Genomic DNA, 17,724 nt, shown 5'->3' on the forward strand with positions numbered 1-17,724 from the left:
AGGCCGATGTGACCGACGCCGTGGACGAGGTGCTCGCGCGAGTGCGCGGAGAGGTGGCCGCACGGGCGGATCGGCTGTGGGACATGGCGCGGATGCTGCACTCCGACCCGGAGTACGCCTTCCAGGAGCACCGGGCGGCGGCGCTGCTGTGCGGGGAACTCGAATGGGCGGGGTTCAAGGTGCAGCGGGACGTGGCCGGACTGCCCACCGCGTTCACCGCACGCTCCGGCACGAGGCCCCGGCCCGCGGTGGCCCTGATGCTGGAGTACGACGCCCTGCCCGGCCTCGGCCACGCCTGCGGGCACAACCTGATCGCCGCGGCCGGTCTGGGCGCGGCCCTCGCCGCCCGAGCCGTACTCGACCGGGACGCGGGCACCGTGTGGGCCGTCGGCACACCCGCGGAGGAAGGCGGCGGAGGCAAGGTCGCCGAGACCGACGCCGGGGTGTTCGACGACATCGACGCGGCGCTGATGTTCCATCCCGGCGTGCACAGCTGGCAGTGGGCGCCGCTGACCGCGCAGGCCCAGTACCGCGTCGGGTTCCACGGGCGCTCCGCCCATCCCACGGGGAACCCCACCGAGGGCATCGACGCCCTCGCCGCGCTCATCCAGCTGTTCAACACCCTGGCCGTGATCGGGCGCAGGCTGCCCGAGGGCTCGCATGTGCAGGGCATCGTCACCGACGGCGGCAGGGCGACCAACATCGTCCCCGAGTACGCGGAGGGCCTGTTCGGCCTGCGCGCGGTGACGACGGCCGCCCTGGAGGACCTGGCGGGGGAACTGCTGACCTGCGCCCAGGGGGTGGCGCGGGCGACGGGGACCACGGTCACCGTGGAACGCGCGACACCGCGATACGAACACTTCCGGAACAGCACGGTCCTGTCGGCACGGTTCGCCCGGCACCTGGCGGCGACGGGCATCTCGGTGACACCGCCGGAACCGGGCGTCTACCTGGGCTCCTCCGATGTCGGGAACGTCAGCGGGCGGGTGCCCGCCATCCATCCGTTCGTGGCGATCATGGAGGAGGACGGCTCCGACCACACACCCGAGTTCGCCGTCGCCGCCGGCTCCGAACGGGGCCGTCAGGTGATGCTCGCCGCCGCCGAGGCACTGGCCTGCACCGCGGTGGAGGTGCTGCTCCGCCCCGAACTGCGGGACGAGGCGTGGGAGCACCACGACCGGGCAACCGTCCGCAGTTGAGACACCGCCAGTCGACGTGGTCCCTCGACGTGGTCAGTCGACGTTCAGGTGGTACACGTTGAACGCCCGCCGGATCACCGGCTGGGCCACGTTGCGCACCCGCACCCCGCCGGCCGTCATCCCGTGCTCCGTGCCGGCGTGGGCGTGTCCGTGCACGCTCAGATCGGCTCCGGCGGTGTCGATCGCCTCGGCGAGCAGATACGTGCCGAGGAACGGATAGATCTCCGGCGGCTCACCGGCGAGGGTGTCGGCGACGGGGGAGAAGTGGGTGAGCGCGACCCGGGCCGCGCAGCCCTGCCGCTCCAGCTCCTCCAGCGCGGTGCGCAGACCGTCCGCGCAGCGCCGTGAGTACCGTACGAACTCCTTCATCAGCGGCTCGCCGAACTCCCCGGCGCTGCGGCCCACGAACCCACCGCCGAAGCCCTTGGTCCCGGCGATCCCCACGCGCGTGCCGCCGCACTCGACGACCGTCCCCTCGCCCTCCAGCACCCGCACTCCGGCGTCCTCCAGGAGCGCGGCGACCTTCTCGGGCTGCTCGTCGTGGTGGTCGTGGTTGCCGAGGACAGCCACGACGGGTACCGCGAGATCGCGCACCTCCTGGGCCACCACGCGGGCCTCCTCCGGCGTGCCGTGCCGGGTGAGGTCGCCGGCCAGCAGGAGCAGGTCGGCGCAGTCGGGCAGGGTGTCGAATGCGGGGCGCAGCAGGCCCTGGCTCTCGGGGCCCATGTGGATGTCCCCCACGGCGGCGACGCGGATCACGGCAGCTCCTCCGCATGATCGGGCGTGACGTTCTCCGCCACCACCACATCGGTGTGCACGGCGAGGCCGTCGAGTTCCTCGCGGACGGTCCGCAGCACGGTCTCCCGGCACTGCGCGGAGGGCACCGTGCCGCTGACCACGACCGACCCGGCCCGCACCTCGGCACGGACTCCCAGCTCGCCGAGTTCCTCGGCGGCCAGCCGGTCACGCAGGTGGGCGACGCGGTACTCCACGTTCTCCTCGGAGTGTTCCGCCGTCGGCTCGCTCATGGCCGTCCCTCCCTCGTCCTCGGCTCGATGACCTCCAGGCGTTCCAGGAAGTAGAAGAACGCGTCCGGCATCGGCGCGTCCCCGCAGTCCCTGCGTACGGCCTCCCAGTCGACCTTCTCCCGCAGTGCGCGGGCGATGGGCAGGACCGCTCCGAAGTCGCAGTGGTGCTCGGAGAAAGCGGACAGCAGACTGTGCAGCAGGTCGGTCGGGGACAGCACCGGCATGAACACCGAGTCCACCGAGAGTTCGTCGGCCCGTGCCAGCAGTTCCCTGGTGACCGGCTGGTGCGCGAGTTCGAAGATCAGGTCGACCTGCTGGCCCATGCAGTCGGCCTTCAGCAGCCAGTCCTCCGGAGGCGTCCGCACCTGCAGACCCGCCTGACGGAGGGTCTCGGCCACGGACTGCGCGTCCTCGGGGAGGATGGCGAAGTCGACATCGTGCTGCAGGTTCTGGGCGCCGCCATGGGCGTACACGGCGACGCTGCCCGCGAGCGCGAACGGGTGCCCCTCCCGTTTCAGGATCGCGCCGACCTGCTTGGCCGCCTCCAGGATCGCCTGGTTGCGGTCGACCGGCAGCGTCGAGCCGAGCGCGTCGGCGCTCCCCGTCGCCAGCCGCAGTCCGGCGACGCCGCGGTGGCGGTCGACGTCGTCGTCGGCGTGCTGCGTCATCAGTGCCCCCTTCCTGACCGGCCCGCACCCGCGGGACCGTGACGTCGAGCCCCGAGTACCCGGCGCACCGCCTTCGACACGACGAGCCCGACCTGCGGCCGGCGGACGTGCCGGCCTCCGGCCCGTGACAGACCGGCCTGGGGCCGGGGAGGCGTCGGCTTCCGGCCGGGGGCAGGCCGGGCTCATGAGGGTGGTTGTGTCTGCCTTGCGGCCGGGTGGGCGGGACGGCCTTGGGGACGGATGCGTGGGCGTTCCGGCCTCCGGCGTGGATGCGTCAGCCTTGCGGCCGGGCGGGCAGGCCGACCTCCGGGGATGGATGCGTGAGTGTTCCGGCCGGGGGAGGTGTGCCTCCGGCGTGGATGCGTCTGCCTTGCGGCCGGGCGGGCAGGCCGACCTCCGGGGATGGATGCGTGAGTGTTCCGGCCGGGGGAGGTGTGCCTCCGGCGTGGATGCGTCTGCCTTGCGGCCGGGCGGGCAGGCCGGCCTGCGGGGACGGATGCGTCAGCGTTCCGGGCGCGAGGGACGGCGAGTTCCCGTTGTGGATGCGGCGCCCTTCGGGCAGGGGACAGGTTGGCGTCGGCCTCCCGCCAGGAGACCCGTCAGGCTTCCGGCTGCGGATGATCACGGCGGCGGCCACCGTCGTGGGCTCGGAGGCTCGCTCACTCATTCCGTGGGCCAGCCGTCCCGCCCCGCCAGGTGCAACACCAGGGCGGCGATGTTCCAGGCGTCGTCCTCGCCGCGATGATGGCGTCCTTCGAGCTGCAGCCCGGCAAGGCCGAGGGCCTGGGCCATCCCGGGGCGCTTGCGCAGACCGTGTACCTCGGCGAAGACCGCCTTGGCGTTGGTGTGGCGGCGGCCGAAGGGATACGCCGTTCTCGTGGCCCCGCACTGCCGGGTGAACTGGTGGCGGTCGTAGTCTCCCCAACTCGCCCACGGCCGCGCGCCGGAGGCGTGTTCGGCGGCCAGCAGCCGGCAGGCCTCCCCGAACGGCAGCCCCCTGTTGACCTCGTCCTGGGTGAGGCCGGTCAACTCCGTGCAGAAGTCGCTGACTTCGGACCGGGCGGGCCGCACCAGGATCCGGTGCCGCTCGGCCCGCTCGGCTGTCGACAGGTCTACGACGGTCAGCCCGATCTCGATGATCTCGCTGACCGCGCCAGGGGGAGGGGAGCCGGACCAGCACGTGGCTTCGACGTCCACGACGTTCAGGAGGCGCCGGGAGCTCGCGCTGTTCATGACGAGAACCGTAGGGGCGCAGCTGTGTACGAGTCACCTCGTTTTCCCTGCACAGAAGTTCGGGAGGGGGGTGGTGGAACCTCGTGCTCCGTATGAGAGTGCTGTGAATTTCCGAGGCGCTTGAACACAGGGGGCCCGCCGTCCGTATGGGGCGAGGGATTTGCATGCCCGGAGAGAGCCGACACGCGCAGGAGTACTTCCGTGGGACGCAGCAATCGCAGACGACCGACAGGCGCACGACGTGCGACCTTCGCCGCAGTGGCCCTGATGCTTGGGGGTGGTGGCCTGGTCGCGGTGAATGTGTACGCCTCCGCCACGGAGAGCGGAACGCCGCAGCAGACGTCGTGGGGAGCCGTCACGATCGACTGTCCGGACGTCGGGGACACGCTGACCAGCGTGCCCGACGCGTCGAGGGCGGAGGTCGACAAGGAACTCGCCTCGCTGGACCAGCAGATAGCCGAGGCCTATCAGCAACTCCAGGACCCCTCAGTGGAGAATCGCGAGGCCGCGCAGAGTCGTATCGTCGACCCGCTCCAGGAGAACCGCGCCGCCACGATCCAGCGCATCACCGCCGCGCTCGAAAGCACGGGAGAGCAGCCGGACGGCCTCGGTGACATGGCCGCCTGCACCCTGCGCGAGACCGAGAACGAGAACGGGGATGGTCAGGACCAGCAGCAGGGCGACGGTCAGGACCAGGGAGACCAGCAGGGCGACGGCCAGAACCAGGACGGACAGCAGGGCGACGACCAACAGGGTGACGGCCAGCAGGGTGACGGCCAGGACCAGGGCGGTCAGCAGGGCAACGGCGGACAGGCCGGAAACGGTCCCGTCGCCGCGGACTACGCCGACATCAACAGCGCTCCATCCGCCGCACAGGCGCCGCAGGCTCAGGGCGACGCCTCCCGTGGCACCTTCGTGACCAGCTGCGGTGTGAACGCGAACGGCCTGTTCAACTCGGACAACGTCATCGTCGCCCCGGGTGTCTCCAACGGCGCCCACCACTTCCACGACTACGTCGGCAACCAGTCCAACACCGCCTTCGCGAGCGACCAGGACCTGGCGAACGCCGAGACGAGCTGTGTCGACCAGGGCGACAAGTCCACGTACTACTGGCCCGTGATCCGGCTCCAGAACGGAACGCAGGAACAGGACGCCAACTCGCCCGGCGGTGGTATCGAGGGCAACGCCGGCAAGATCGTCACCCCCAAGGAAGTGACGCTGACGTTCGTGGGCAACCCCCGCAGCAAGGTCACCGCGATGCCGCGGCTGCTGCGCATCATCACCGGTGACGCCAAGGCGTTCGTCAACGGCACCGCCAACGCCAACGCGTCCTGGAGCTGCACCGGGTTCGAGGACCGGCAGCTGAAGGACAAGTACCCGCTGTGCCCGCAGGGCAGCGACGTGGTGCGCACCTTCAAGTTCCAGAGCTGCTGGGACGGCCGCAACATCGACAGCGCCAACCACCGCACCCACGTGGCGTTCGCCCAGAACGACGGCACCTGCCCGGACGGCTTCGAGGCCATCCCGCAGCTGGTCCAGCGCATCGTCTACGACGTCGACGCGCCGAGCCTGAACGACGGCGGCCGTACGACCCCTCTGTTCGCGGTCGACTCCTTCCCGGAGCAGCTGCACAAGCCCGTCACCGACCACGGCGACTTCATCAACGTCTTCGACGAGAACCTGATGAACGAGATGGTCGGCTGCATCAACGACGGCCGTCAGTGTGGCGCCGGCACCGGCCAGGACGACCCGGGCAACGGCGACGGCAACACCGGCGGCGACAACGGCAACGGCAACGGCGATAACGGCGGCGACAACGGCTCCACCCCGGACCCCGGCGCCAGTCAGGACCCCGGTAACGGCAACGGCAACGGCAACGGCTCCGAGGAGAACCCCGGAAACGGCGACGAGCCGCAGCAGCAGCCCACGCCGACCACCGAAGCCCCCGCCGGCGGCCAGACGACCGCCCCCGCCGCGGACCAGCCGAAGACCTACAGCTCACCCACCGCCCACAGCACCACCGCGCCGTCGCCCGAGATCGGGAACGGCAACGGGAGCGGCAACGGCCAGGCGAACCAGCCCGCCCCCCAGGACGACACCGCGACCGACGCCCCCGGAACCGGCACCACCGGAGCCGTCGCCCAGCCCCCGGTCGCCGCGCAGCCCGAGCCTCAGGGCAACCAGGGCAGTCTCGCCGAGACCGGCACCCAGCTGTGGCCGGCCGCACTGGGCGCGATCCTCCTGATCTCCGGCTTCGTTCTCCTGCGACGCACCAGCCGCCGCTCGATGTGACACCGACCGGAACGCCCGAGTAGCAGGGGGTGGCCGTCCGCCGCAGAGCTCCACCGGCGGACGGCCACCCCCTGCTGGGCGAGACAGCCGAGTCAGAACAGGGGCGAGGCCGGGAAACGGAGGCGACGTGGGCCTCGGAAAATCGACGTGAGCCCATTCTCGGTCCGGGAAACCGAATCCGACCGCACCCCCCGGCGACCGCCCCGGAAGATGCCGTTGTACCCGCAAACTAAGCTGCACAAGGGCGACCGCTGATCCCGGCAGGGCGAATTCACGGCAGCCCTCCGTGCCCCGGGCACTGGTCCGTATGCAGCAGCACGGGAAGCAGGGGACCGTCGCTGCCGGTGAAGCTGGACGGGCCATGACGTCCCTCCCCCGGGAGCCTCCATGCCTCTCCGCCGATCCCGCCTGCGAGCGGCGTCCGCCCTCGCGGCCTGTCTCGCCGCGCTGTCTCCGGTGATGGGCTGTACCGCCGCCGACGCCTCGGGCAACCAGACGCTTCAGCGTCAGCTCGACGACTTCGTGCGCCGACCCGGCGGCCCGCCCGGGGCCATCGTCGTCCTGCGGACCGAGAAGGGGACCCGAATCGTGCGCGCCGGAGTGGCCGACACCCGCGCGCGCCGCGCGCCCCGCCCCGACGACCACATGCGCATCGCGAGCACCGCCAAGGCCTTCAGCGGGGCGGTCGCGCTCACCCTGGTCGACCGCCGCACCCTGCGCCTGGACGACACCCTGCGCAAACGCCTGCCCCAACTCCCCGCCGCATGGGGATCGGTGACGCTTGGTCAACTCCTGAACCACACCAGTGGTCTTCCGGACTACTCCCGGAGCGCCGGGTTCCTCGACGAACTGCGGGCCGACCCGCGCCACCGTTTCGACTCCCGGCGCCTGCTCGACTACATCGCCGATCAGCCCCTGCTCTTCAAGCCGGGCACGCAGTACCGCTACTCGAACTCGGACAACATCGCCGTGGCACTCATGGCGGAGGCGGCGACTCACACGCCGTACGAAGAACTCCTGCGTCAACGCGTCTACGCGCCGCTGAGTCTGCACTCCACCAGCCTCCCGCAGGGGTACCGGATGCCGAAGCCCTACCTGCACGGCTATGACGTGAGTCCGTCGGCGTCCCCGGAGGACGTCAGCGAGGTCATCGGCATGTCGGGCGTCTGGGCCTCCGGAGGCATCGTCTCCACGCCGAACGACATGACCCGCTTCATCCGGGGTTACGCGGGTGGCCGGCTCTACGGCGGGAAGGTCGTCGAGCGGCAGCGGCAGTGGGTCAAGGGCGCGTCCGAGCCCGCCGGGCCGGGCCGCAACTCCGCGGGTCTCGCGATCTTCCGCTACGAGACGCGATGCGGTGTCGTCCTGGGCCACACCGGCAACACGCTCGGCTATACCCAGTTCATCGCGGCCACCCCCGACGGCCGCCGTTCACTGACGTTCTCGGTCACCGCCCAGATCACCCAGTCCGGCGACGCGGAAGGGCTGCGGAAAATGCGCGCGCTGCAGGAGAACTTCGTCTGCGAATTGCTGCGCGGCACAAACCAATAGCGGTCTCCCGCGGCCCCGGTATTCAACTCAGCACGATTTCCCAGGTATCCACGGCGTAATGGACCGACATTCCGTTGCGTGCGTACAACTCGGGGGCGCCGGTGGTGTTTTCGGTGTCCACACCGAGGCCCACGGTGTCCCGCCCGCGGGCCGCGAACGCCGCGAAGGCCTGTCGCAGCAGCAGTCCGCCGAGACCCCGGCCGCGGGCCTCGCGGACGACGCCGAGGCTGCGGATCCACCCCATGGCCTCGCGGTCGTCGCGGGCGATCAGGAAGCCGACGTCCCCGAGGTCCTCGGTGGAGACGAGCCACACGAGGGACCAGTCGAGCCGGTCGGCGTGGATGTCGTACAGCCACTGCTCGTACTCGCGCGGCTGGAAGTCGAAGTGCTCGGCGAACGTGGCCTGGTAGAGGGCGTGGGTCTGCTTCCGGTCCGCCTCGTCGGCGCAGGCCCGCACCCGCACGTCCGCGGGCGGCTCGGGCGGCAGGTCCTCGCTCCCGCGCAGCGCCCGCTCCAGTACGTGATAGCGCCGTACGACCGACCAGCCTCGGGCCCGTATCAGCGTGAGGTCGGTCGTGGGCGCCGAGTTGAGGTGCAGATGGAGTACGGCCGTCGAGGCGCCGTTCGCCCGGGCCTTCTCCAGTGCCCTGGTCTCGATCGCCTCCAGGAGGAGTACGCCGGCCTGCTGGTGGTCGGGCAGCACATAGTGGTCCGCGTTGATGCGCTCGCCCTTCGAGTCGTCCCAGACCAGGGCGTACGCCACGAGACGGGCTCCGTCGAAGGCCAGCCAGGAGTCGCGCTCGAGGTCGGTCCCGGGGTGTCCCAGATCGGACTCCACCGTGTGCAGATCGGTCTCGGGCCGCCCGACCTCGATCCGGTCGATGTCGTTGAGCAACTCCGTGACGGCCGGCGCGTCGGTGGGCGCGGCAGCGCGCAGCAGGTAGGGCATGAGGCAAGGGTCCGGGGCGGGTCCGGCGGCCGCAATCGAGTTTTCACCGAGGGGCCGGAGAGCGTTCTCGCGGCCTTGGTAGGCTGCGCGCGTTGATCATGAAGTGCCGAAGCGTGGGCGGCGGTGGCCGCCGGCAGGGGTCGATGAGGCCTTTGCGGGATCTTTGTGGAGAGTCGTCAAGTGTCGCCACTGGTACGCCTGTTGACACTGTGACGGCTGATAAGATCATTACACTTTTCAGTAGGCTGATGACGCGTCATACGCGCGTACGGGGGACAGCCAAAACGGCCCCATCGTGAAGGAGTGACGGTTGGTCCGCCGGTAAGGTCCGCGCCGCACGGTGGCGGGCATTTCCGGAGGCCCATGCATGGTCAGTCTCCCGACGCGAGGCGACTTGAAGAGAGTCTCATGACGTCATTGTTCGAAGATCCACTCCTGTGGGTCCTGCTCGTGGTACTCATCGCTGCGATTTTCGCAGTGATGCGCGCACGGAGAACCAACATCCAGCTCCGCGCGAACAACAACAAACTGCACGGCGACGTGGCCGGTGTCCGAGGCCAGCTCGCCGAGCTCCAGACGACCTACTCGTCGGTGAGTGCGCGGCACGCCGCGGACCTGGAAGAGGTGCGCAAGGACGCCGAGTCGGCGACGAAGGCGACCCTGAAGTCGGCCGTCGGCACCCTGGCGACCCTGGCCGAGGAGCAGCTGGCCCTGCTCGACGGCCTCCAGCAGAAGTACGGCGACGACCACGCGGTCCTCGCCGACCTGATGCTGGTCGACCACACCGGCAGCCAGTTCAGCCGCCGCACCAAGGGCATCTCCGTGCTCTGCGGCGGGTGGCTCGGCCGGCGTGACCGGGACGCCTCGGTGTACGACGTCGCCCGCAGCGCCCAGGGGCGGATCCGTGACTTCGAGCGGGTCAGGGTCCACTCCCAGGCCAACGTCGCCATCACCAGCCGCGCGGTCGAACCGGTCGCCATGGTCCTGGCCGAACTGCTGGACAACGCCACCAAGTACAGCGCCCCCGGCACCCCCGTCGAGATCAACATCCAGGCCGTCCCCACCGGGATATGCCTGATCGTCGACGACGCCGGTCTCGGTATGGACCAGGAGACCAAGGCCCGCGCCGCGTCCCTGCTGACCACCGGCGGCTCCGTGGACATCACGAGTCTCGGCGACCCGCCCAAGTTCGGCTTCGCCCTCTCCGGGAAGCTCGCCGCCCACTACGGGTTCCACGTCTCCGTCGACGCGGTCTCCCCCTACGGCGGTGTGCGTGCCGTGATCCGGGTGCCCGAGAACCTTCTGACGGCGGACGTGCCCGCACCCGCACCCGTCGAACTCGACGAGCACGAGGGCGAGCCCATGGCGGCCAAGCCGGCCCCCGTGGCCTCCCTCGTCGTCGGACAGACCGCCGGAGGACTTCCCAAGCGCCGCCGGCGGCGCAACGGCTCCGTCTCCGTGGTGGCCTCGCCCGGCGTGGACGTACCCGACCTGGACGCGGCCGGCGAAGAGACCGCGTCGCGGCTCAAGGCATTCGCTCGCGGAACCCTGCTCGGGCGGGACTCAGACAACACGGAAGGACCTCAGAACCAGTGAATCCCGATCTGTCGTGGGTGCTGAACGACGTGCTCGAGGTGCGCGGAGCCCGCCACGCCATCCTCGTCTCGGCGGACGGCCTGCTGATGCAGCGGTCCGACGGCATCGTCCGTGACGACGCGGAACGCAACGCCGCCGCGATGAGCTCCCTGCAGTCCCTGTGCCGCAGCGTCGCCCCCTTCGTCGGCGGCGGCAGGGGCCTCTGGAAGCAGACACTGATCGAGTTCGACGGAGGATGGATCTTCCTCATCGCCGGGGGCAGCGGCTCCTACCTCGCCGTCTCCACCGCCCTGGACGTCGACATGGAGGCCATGTCGATCCGGATGCAGAAGACGGTGGGCGCGCTGACCAAGGCGATGAGCGCCACTCCGCGCCAGAACACCGGCGTAGACGCATGACCTGGCCTGGCGAGGACGCTCCCGTAACCAGCGACTTCGTCCGCTCCTACGTCATCACGGGCGGCCGTCGTCTCCCCTCCGACGACGACCTGGCCCTGCACACGCTGGTGTGCCTGGCCCCCGACCGGACCCTGCCGCTCGGGGCCGGACCCGAGGTACGGGCCATCTGGGAGCTCTGTTCGGGCGGCTACCTGTCGGTCGCCGAAGTCGCCGGTCATCTGGGACTGCCCGTCGGCGTGGCCCGACTGCTGCTGTCCGATTTATTCGAACAGGGGCACCTCCTGCGTCGCGCTGAACCGGCCCCCGCCCAGCACGTTCCCCGAGCGATACTCGAGAAGGTTCTGCATGGACTCGAAACCCTCAACATCGGCTGACCCCGGGGCGAACGGCTCCATCTACGTGTCCGCCGACGTGACCACCGCCGCGAAGATCCTGGTGGTCGGACACTTCGCCGTGGGCAAGACGACCTTCATCGGGTCCCTGTCGGAGATCACTCCTCTGCGCACCGAGGAGAAGATGACGCAGGCGTCCATGCACGTCGACGACCTGCGCGGGGCGCCGGAGAAGGCGACCACCACCGTGGCGCTGGACTTCGGCCGGCTGACCCTGAGCGACGAGCTGGTGCTGTACCTGTTCGGCACCCCCGGACAGCAGCGCTTCATGCAGCTGTGGGAGGACATGGCCCGCGGCGCGCTCGGCGCCCTGCTCCTGGTCGACCCCTCACGCCTGGAGGAGACCTTCCCGGTCATCGACCTGATCGACGAGTACGGCCTCGAGTACGCGATCGCCGTCAACACCTTCTCGCAGACCAGCCACTTCGAGGAGGACGAGATCCGCGAAGCACTCGACCTGCTTCCGGACACCCCCGTCATCTACTGCGACGCCCGGGACCAGCGCTCCTCCGCCCGCGCCCTGATCGCCCTCGTGCGTCACCTCCTCGACCGCGCCGCCTGAACCACCACCCCCGCCCGGACCACACGGTCCGGGCCACCAAAGGACACAGACATGGACGTTCACGACACGGCCGCCACCGGTGCGGCCAGATGCCCCATGTACGACGGCTCCTTCGCCGCGGACCCCCAGAAGGTCTACGACTACCTCCGGGCGCACGGACCGGCCGGCCCGGTGGAACTGGCCCCCGGCGTCGACGCCACGCTGGTCGTCGGACACGAGACGGCCCTGCGGGTGCTCCAGAACCCCTCCCTGTTCGCGCGTGACGGCCGCCGCTGGACCGCCCTCAACGACGGCCGCGTTCCCCTCGACAGCCCCGTCCTGCCGATGATGGCGTACCGGCCCAACTGCCTGTTCACCGACGGCGCCCAGCACCTCAGGCTGCGCAAGGCGGTCACCGAGAGCCTCGACCGGCTCAACGTCACCCGCATCCGCCGCGATGTCGAACCGATCGCCGCCTACCTCATCGACCAGTTCAGTGAGCGGGGCCGGGCGGACCTGATCAACGACTACGCCAAGCTGCTGCCGCTGCTGATGATCAACAAGCTCTTCGGCTGCCCCGCCGCCATCGGTGACCGCGTCACGAGCGCGATGGCCGACATGTTCGACGGCAAGGACGCGCTGCGTGCCAGCGACGAACTCACCGCCTGCTTCATGGAGCTGGTCTCCCTCAAGCGCCGCGAACCCGGCGACGACATCACCTCCTGGCTGGTCCAGCACCCCGCGGGCCTCAGCGACGAGGAGCTCAAGGACCAGCTGGTGATGCTGGTGGGCGCCGGCGTGGAGCCCGAGCGCAACCTCATCGCCAACTCCCTCCTGCTGCTCCTCGACCGGGAGGGCGACAACGGGCCGAGCATGCAGATCGAGGACGCCCTCGACCACGTCCTGCTCAACAACCCGCCGATCGCCAACTACGCGACGCACTTCCCGGTGCAGGACGTCGACCTCGGCGGAGTGGTCGTTCAGGCGAACTCCCCTCTGGTCATCAGCTTCGCGGGAGCCAACAGCGACCCGGCGCTCACCTCGTCGGGCCAGGCCCACAGCCGCGGCGCCCACCTCGCCTGGGGTGCGGGCCCGCATGCCTGCCCGGCCAAGAGCCCGGCCCAGGTCATCGCGGTCACCGCCATCGAGCTGATCCTCAACGCCCTGCCCGACCTGGTCCTGAGCGTCCCGGCCCAGAAACTGGAGTGGCGTCCCGGCCCGTTCCACCGCGCCCTGGCCACCCTCCCCGTCCAGTTCAGCCCCACCCCGGCCACCCGCATGGCATCGGCGTACGGCGTGCCCACCGCGCCCCGCCCGACCGTCGTCCAGCAGTCCGCTCCCGGGGCACGCGTCCCCGCGCCCGCGCCCGCGGCGCAGAAGCCGGCCAAGAAGGGCTTCTGGAGCAGTTTCCTCGAGATCTTCCGTGTGTGACGGCTTAGCACCGCCCGGCAGGTGCCGCAGAGAGGACTGACGGTCTCCCAAGTCCTCTCTCCGGCACCTGCGTTCGTTCGGGCGACAGATCGGCTCCCACGCGGCCGAAAAGCCCTTCCTCGGGCAGACCCGTCACCACCGACTCCGCCGAGGCCCAACTCTGATTCGACCGTGGCCTGGTGTGGACGTACGCCTTCCATCACGAGGAGGCCGTGGCCTGCTTCTGCCGACTGGAGACCGGTTCGGCCGGGACATCGGACTGCTGCGGATAGGCTGAGATCAACTGCGCGGCAGGAGCGGGGAGTTGTATGCGGAACACGGCTGAGCTCATCGCGGACACCTATGCGCTCGGCCCGGGGGACTGGACGATGACGCCCGTCGCCCGCGGCGCCCTGGGACAGATCTGGAAACTGTCCGGGAACGGCACCGCCTGGGCGGTGAAGGAGCTGCTCTTCGAGAAGGAAGAGCCGGACGTCGGCGCCGAGTCCGCACTGCGCGGCGCGGCGGAGACGCTCGGCATCTCCGCGCCGCGTCTCATGGCCGACCGCACCGGCGCCCATGTCGTACGGCTCCCCGAGGGTTCCTACGTGAAGCTGTACGACTGGGTCGACGGCACCGCGGCCGACCCGTCGGACCCGGCGACCCTGAGCTGGTGCGGCCGTACGCTCGCCATCCTGCACAAGGCGGGAGCGGGCACGAGCGGGACACCGAGCGGCTGGTACGAACGGTGCAACCCGGAGTCCGACTGGGCCGAACTGCTCGGGAAGGTGGAGCGGGCCGGTCTGCCCTGGGCGGGGGAGCTGGGCCGGTTCGTCGCCACGACAGCCGTCGAGCTGGCGCGGCATGTCTCGCCGTCGTCCCCCGGCGACGTGGTGACCTCCCATCTCGACATGCGGCCGCAGAACGTTCTGGTCGGCCCCGACGGACCGGTCCTGCTCGACTGGGACAACGCCGGGCCCGTCTCGGCGGAGCGTGAACTGGCCCGCGCCGTCCACGTGTGGTCGGGCGGCAACCGCTTCGACGTCGACGCGGCACGGCGCCTGGTGCGGGCCTACCGGGACGCCGGGGGCCGCGCCGTGATCAAGAACCTGGACGCGTTCTCGATGCTCTTCGCGACCGACCTCAACTACGTGTACGTACAGGCCGAGTGCGCGGTCGATCCGGCGATGACGGCCGAGCAGCGTGCCTTCGGGAGCCGCGAGGCCGTGGCCAAGCTGCGCAGCCTGCCGGACCCGACCGCCGTCTCCCGGCTGGTGGAGGCGCTGGCGGCCGAGTGGTGACGGACCAGACCCGATGCCCGCGGGCACCGCTCGGCACCCCGGACTAATGTCCTCGGCATGAGCGAAAACTCCGCGCGGTCCGTGACCGTCGAGCGCACCAGCACCGGCCACTTCGTCGCCACCAACACCCGCGGCGGCACGATCAGCTTCGGCACCGGCTCCGACAGCGAGTTCACACCGGTCGAACTGCTCCTAGCCGCGCTCGGCGGCTGCACGGCGGTGGACGTCGACCTCGCCACCAGCCGGCACGCCGAGCCGACCTCCTTCTCCGTCGAGGTGAGCGGCAACAAGATCAACGACGAGCTCGGCAACCGGCTGACCGACCTCGCGGTCACCTTCACCGTCACCTTCCCCGACGGCGAGGGCGCCGACCGGGCCCGCACCATCCTGCCCCGCGCGGTGCAGACCTCCCACGACCGCCTGTGCACGGTCAGCCGCACGGTCGAGATCGGCACGCCCGTCACCGCGACGGTCGAGGACGCCTGACCTCTGCGTAGCCTGTCCCCGTGTCCGCCTCCCGCCTTCGCCGCGTCGCCGTTCTCGTCCTCGAAGGTGCCAAGCCGCTCGACGTCGGCATCCCCGCGCAGGTGTTCACCACCCGCGCGAGCATGCCGTACGAGGTGCGGCTGTGCGGCGCGGCCCCGGGGCTGGTGAGCGGTGGGGACGGGCTGTCGTACCACGTCGCCCACGGTCTGGAGGCGCTCGCCTGGGCGGACCTCGTCTTCATCCCCGGCTACCGGTTCCCGGACCGCGAGGACCCGCCGCCGGCCGTCGTCGAGGCGCTGGTCGCCGCCCACGGCCGGGGCACGCGGCTGGCCGCCATCTCGACCGGCGCGTTCGCGCTGGCCGCGACCGGCCTGCTCGACGGCAGACGCGCCACGACCCACTGGCACTACACGAGGGCGCTCGCGGCGAGGCATCCCCTCATCCGGGTCGACGAGAACGTGCTGTTCGTCGACGAGGGCCGGGTCCTGACGTCGGCCGGCGCCGCCTCCGGCATCGACCTGTGTCTGCACATCCTGCGCGGCGACCTCGGCGTGGCCGCGTCCAACCACGCGGCCCGGCGCCTGGTCGCGGCCCCCTACCGCAGTGGCGGTCAGGCGCAGTACGTGCCGCGCAGCGTGCCCGAGCCGCTCGGCGAGCGCTTCGCCGCCACCCGGGAGTGGGCCCTGCACCGGCTCGACGAACCCCTCAGCCTCGACCTCCTGGCGCGCCAGGCCGCGGTCTCGCCGCGCACCTTCTCGCGGCGCTTCGTCGAGGAGACCGGATACACGCCGATGCAGTGGGTCATGCGGGCCCGCATCGACATGGCCCGTGAGCTGCTGGAGCGTTCGGAGCGCAGTGTCGAGCAGATCGCGACCGACGTCGGGCTCGGCACCGGGGCGAACCTGCGCCTGCACTTCCAGCGGATCCTGGGAACGACGCCGAGCGAGTACCGGCGCACCTTCACCCGGGGCGAGTAGCCGTGGGAGCTGAGCGGCGGTCCGGCCGGGCCGGCTTGCCGAACCAGCGGGAGAGGTGGTCGTCAAGGTCCCGCTGATCGTCGCCGATCCAGGCGACGTGACCGTCGGGGCGCAGCAGGACGCAGGGAACATCGAGTGCCGCGGTGGGGTCCGCGAGGTGATCGACCCGGTCCGCCCAGCCGCCCACGGACAGGCGTTCGGTGCGGTCCAGCAGCAGTCCGCGGCCGCGATGCAGCAGACCGTAGAGGCGGCCGCTTTTCACGTCGAGGTCGGGCAGGCGACGGCCGAGCAGCTCGGGGCCCTCGCCGAAGTCGTAGCGGATACCGATCGCGGTGATCTTCTCGATGAGGTGGCGGTTCACCTCGTCGAAGTCCATCAGTTCGGTGAGCAGCCTGCGCACGGCCTGCGGGCCCGGTTCGGTGGAGTGCAGTTCCATCTGGGCGCGGGTGTTGTCCAGCACGTCCTCGGCGACCGGACGGCGTTCGGCCTGGTAGGTGTCCAGCAGTGTTTCCGGCGCCCAGCCGCGGATCTGTGCGGCCAGTTTCCAGCCGAGGTTGAAGGCGTCCTGAACGCCCAGGTTGAGACCCTGTCCGCCGGTGGGCGGATGGATGTGTGCCGCGTCGCCGGCCAGCAGCACCCGCCCCACCCGATAGCGTTCGGCCAGCCGGGTGGCGTCCCCGAATCGGGACAGCCAGCGCGGGGAGTGCACGCCGAAATCGGTTCCGGCGACAGCGCGCAGCTGTTGTCTGAAGTCCTCGAGGGTGGGCGGTTCCGCACGATCGCCGACTCCCGCGGCAGGCACTACGACGCTGTACGCGCCTTCCCCGAAGGGCCTGAGCCAGAAGCGCTTATTGGTTCTGCCGATCTCGGCCACCTTCGCGGCGACCTCCTCCTGCGGCACACCCACTTTCATCTCGCCCATCAGCGTCTCGGTGCGCGAGGGCTCACCGGGGAAGCCGACGCCGAGCAGCTCGCGCACCGTGCTGCGCCCGCCGTCACAGCCGACGAGATAGCGCGAACGCAGCCGTTCGCCGTCGGCCAGCTCAACGGTCACACCTTTGTCGTCCTGCTCGAAACCGGTCACCGCACCACCGCGCCGGACCTGCGCACCCAGTTGGGTCGCGTTCTCTTCGAGCAGGCGCTCGATCACTGGCTGCGGGATGCCCAGCAGATAGGCGTGCGCGGAATCCAGGTCCTTGGGCGCAGGTTTGTCGATGGCGGCGAAGAGCCCACCGACCGGACGCCTTCTGCCGTGTTCGAGCATCCGGTCCAGTAGCCCGCGCATGGCCATCAGCTCAAGACTGCGCATGTGCAGACCGACGATGCGCACGAAGGACGGGGGCTCGGTTTCCTTCTCCAGAACGAGTACCCGCACATCGTGCAGCCGGAGTTCTGCGGCCAGCATCGCGCCAGTCGACCCGCAGCCGGAAATGATCACATCGAACATGAGGTGTTGCCTCTCGGGAGTGCCTTGTGGTGGCGGCGCTCCCGGCGACACCTACGTCAATCGCCCGACCGTGACGGCAAGGGGGAGCACCCACATCGATACAGCGTTCATGGGTCTCACCTCCTCGGGCGGCGTCGCGGTCGACTGCAAGCTACAAGCCCGGGCATTGCTCCGTCCAACCCTTTCCGAAGAGCGTGTGGCGCGATCCTTTTGAACCATGGCGATCCCGCCACTGTCAGCGAGCGACGCCGCGCGC

General features: G+C 70.4%; 17 protein-coding genes. 11 read left to right on the forward strand and 6 right to left on the reverse strand.

The window, feature by feature from the left end; genetic code table 11:
* Positions 1 to 8: 8 nt before the first annotated feature.
* Positions 9 to 1,199, forward strand: coding sequence for an amidohydrolase (locus BFN33_RS11315; RefSeq protein ID WP_079140763.1), 1,191 nt, complete (start codon positions 9 to 11; stop codon positions 1,197 to 1,199).
* 33 nt (positions 1,200 to 1,232) lie between these two features.
* Here BFN33_RS11315 and BFN33_RS11320 read toward each other — a convergent pair whose 3' ends face one another.
* The 4 genes from BFN33_RS11320 to BFN33_RS11335 form a co-directional block, all read right to left on the reverse strand.
* Positions 1,233 to 1,958, reverse strand: coding sequence for a metallophosphoesterase (locus tag BFN33_RS11320; RefSeq protein ID WP_069759822.1), 726 nt, complete (start codon positions 1,956 to 1,958; stop codon positions 1,233 to 1,235).
* Positions 1,955 to 2,227 (reverse strand): BON domain-containing protein, encoded by a 273-nt coding sequence (locus tag BFN33_RS11325; RefSeq protein ID WP_069759823.1) that lies wholly within the window; start codon positions 2,225 to 2,227, stop codon positions 1,955 to 1,957. Before BFN33_RS11325 ends, BFN33_RS11320 begins: the two co-directional genes overlap by 4 nt.
* Positions 2,224 to 2,895, reverse strand: coding sequence for a nucleotidyltransferase family protein (locus BFN33_RS11330; protein WP_069759824.1), 672 nt, complete (start codon positions 2,893 to 2,895; stop codon positions 2,224 to 2,226). Before BFN33_RS11330 ends, BFN33_RS11325 begins: the two co-directional genes overlap by 4 nt.
* 663 nt (positions 2,896 to 3,558) lie before the next feature.
* The gene (locus BFN33_RS11335; RefSeq protein WP_069759825.1) at positions 3,559 to 4,128 is read right to left on the reverse strand and encodes a 3'-5' exonuclease; all 570 of its coding nucleotides are present in this window, start codon (positions 4,126 to 4,128) and stop codon (positions 3,559 to 3,561) included.
* Between the two features lie 267 nt (positions 4,129 to 4,395).
* Between BFN33_RS11335 and BFN33_RS11340 the strand changes: the two genes are divergently transcribed.
* On the forward strand, positions 4,396 to 6,420 hold the full coding sequence (locus BFN33_RS11340) for a DUF1996 domain-containing protein (RefSeq protein WP_069760228.1): 2,025 nt from the start codon (positions 4,396 to 4,398) through the stop codon (positions 6,418 to 6,420).
* Positions 6,421 to 6,807: 387 nt separating this feature from the next.
* Positions 6,808 to 7,971 (forward strand): serine hydrolase, encoded by a 1,164-nt coding sequence (locus tag BFN33_RS11345; RefSeq protein WP_069759826.1) that lies wholly within the window; start codon positions 6,808 to 6,810, stop codon positions 7,969 to 7,971.
* Positions 7,972 to 7,993: 22 nt separating this feature from the next.
* On the opposite strand, the gene BFN33_RS11350 is transcribed toward BFN33_RS11345, so the two are convergent.
* Positions 7,994 to 8,920: a GNAT family N-acetyltransferase gene (locus BFN33_RS11350; RefSeq protein ID WP_069759827.1), complete on the reverse strand. Its 927-nt coding sequence runs from the start codon at positions 8,918 to 8,920 to the stop codon at positions 7,994 to 7,996.
* Between the two features lie 408 nt (positions 8,921 to 9,328).
* On the opposite strand from BFN33_RS11350, the gene BFN33_RS11355 reads away from it, so the two are divergent.
* The 8 genes from BFN33_RS11355 to BFN33_RS11390 all read left to right on the forward strand — a co-directional run bounded on the left by BFN33_RS11355 (position 9,329) and on the right by BFN33_RS11390 (position 16,021).
* On the forward strand, positions 9,329 to 10,516 hold the full coding sequence (locus BFN33_RS11355) for an ATP-binding protein (RefSeq protein WP_069759828.1): 1,188 nt from the start codon (positions 9,329 to 9,331) through the stop codon (positions 10,514 to 10,516).
* Positions 10,513 to 10,914 (forward strand): roadblock/LC7 domain-containing protein, encoded by a 402-nt coding sequence (locus BFN33_RS11360; protein ID WP_069759829.1) that lies wholly within the window; start codon positions 10,513 to 10,515, stop codon positions 10,912 to 10,914. Before BFN33_RS11355 ends, BFN33_RS11360 begins: the two co-directional genes overlap by 4 nt.
* Positions 10,911 to 11,288: a DUF742 domain-containing protein gene (locus tag BFN33_RS11365; protein WP_007386762.1), complete on the forward strand. Its 378-nt coding sequence runs from the start codon at positions 10,911 to 10,913 to the stop codon at positions 11,286 to 11,288. The genes BFN33_RS11360 and BFN33_RS11365 overlap by 4 nt, the downstream gene beginning before the upstream one ends.
* Positions 11,260 to 11,868 carry an ATP/GTP-binding protein gene (locus BFN33_RS11370; RefSeq protein WP_007386763.1) on the forward strand — a complete coding sequence of 203 codons (609 nt, stop codon included), beginning with the start codon at positions 11,260 to 11,262 and terminating at the stop codon, positions 11,866 to 11,868. Before BFN33_RS11365 ends, BFN33_RS11370 begins: the two co-directional genes overlap by 29 nt.
* 51 nt (positions 11,869 to 11,919) lie before the next feature.
* On the forward strand, positions 11,920 to 13,278 hold the full coding sequence (locus tag BFN33_RS11375) for a cytochrome P450 (protein ID WP_176742363.1): 1,359 nt from the start codon (positions 11,920 to 11,922) through the stop codon (positions 13,276 to 13,278).
* A 308-nt stretch (positions 13,279 to 13,586) separates the two neighbouring features.
* Positions 13,587 to 14,558, forward strand: coding sequence for a phosphotransferase enzyme family protein (locus tag BFN33_RS11380; protein ID WP_069759830.1), 972 nt, complete (start codon positions 13,587 to 13,589; stop codon positions 14,556 to 14,558).
* A 57-nt stretch (positions 14,559 to 14,615) separates the two neighbouring features.
* Entirely contained in the window at positions 14,616 to 15,044 is a 429-nt protein-coding gene (locus tag BFN33_RS11385) for an OsmC family protein (protein WP_069759831.1), read from the forward strand.
* Positions 15,045 to 15,064: 20 nt separating this feature from the next.
* On the forward strand, positions 15,065 to 16,021 hold the full coding sequence (locus tag BFN33_RS11390; RefSeq protein WP_069759832.1) for a GlxA family transcriptional regulator: 957 nt from the start codon (positions 15,065 to 15,067) through the stop codon (positions 16,019 to 16,021).
* Here BFN33_RS11390 and rox read toward each other — a convergent pair.
* Positions 16,005 to 17,468 (reverse strand): rifampin monooxygenase, encoded by a 1,464-nt coding sequence (rox, locus tag BFN33_RS11395; protein WP_069759833.1) that lies wholly within the window; start codon positions 17,466 to 17,468, stop codon positions 16,005 to 16,007. The genes BFN33_RS11390 and rox overlap by 17 nt on opposite strands.
* Between the last annotated feature and the right edge of the window lie 256 nt (positions 17,469 to 17,724).

Origin of the sequence: Streptomyces sp. LUP47B, from assembly GCF_001746295.1 — a bacterium.
In the GTDB taxonomy this organism is placed as follows: domain Bacteria; phylum Actinomycetota; class Actinomycetes; order Streptomycetales; family Streptomycetaceae; genus Streptomyces.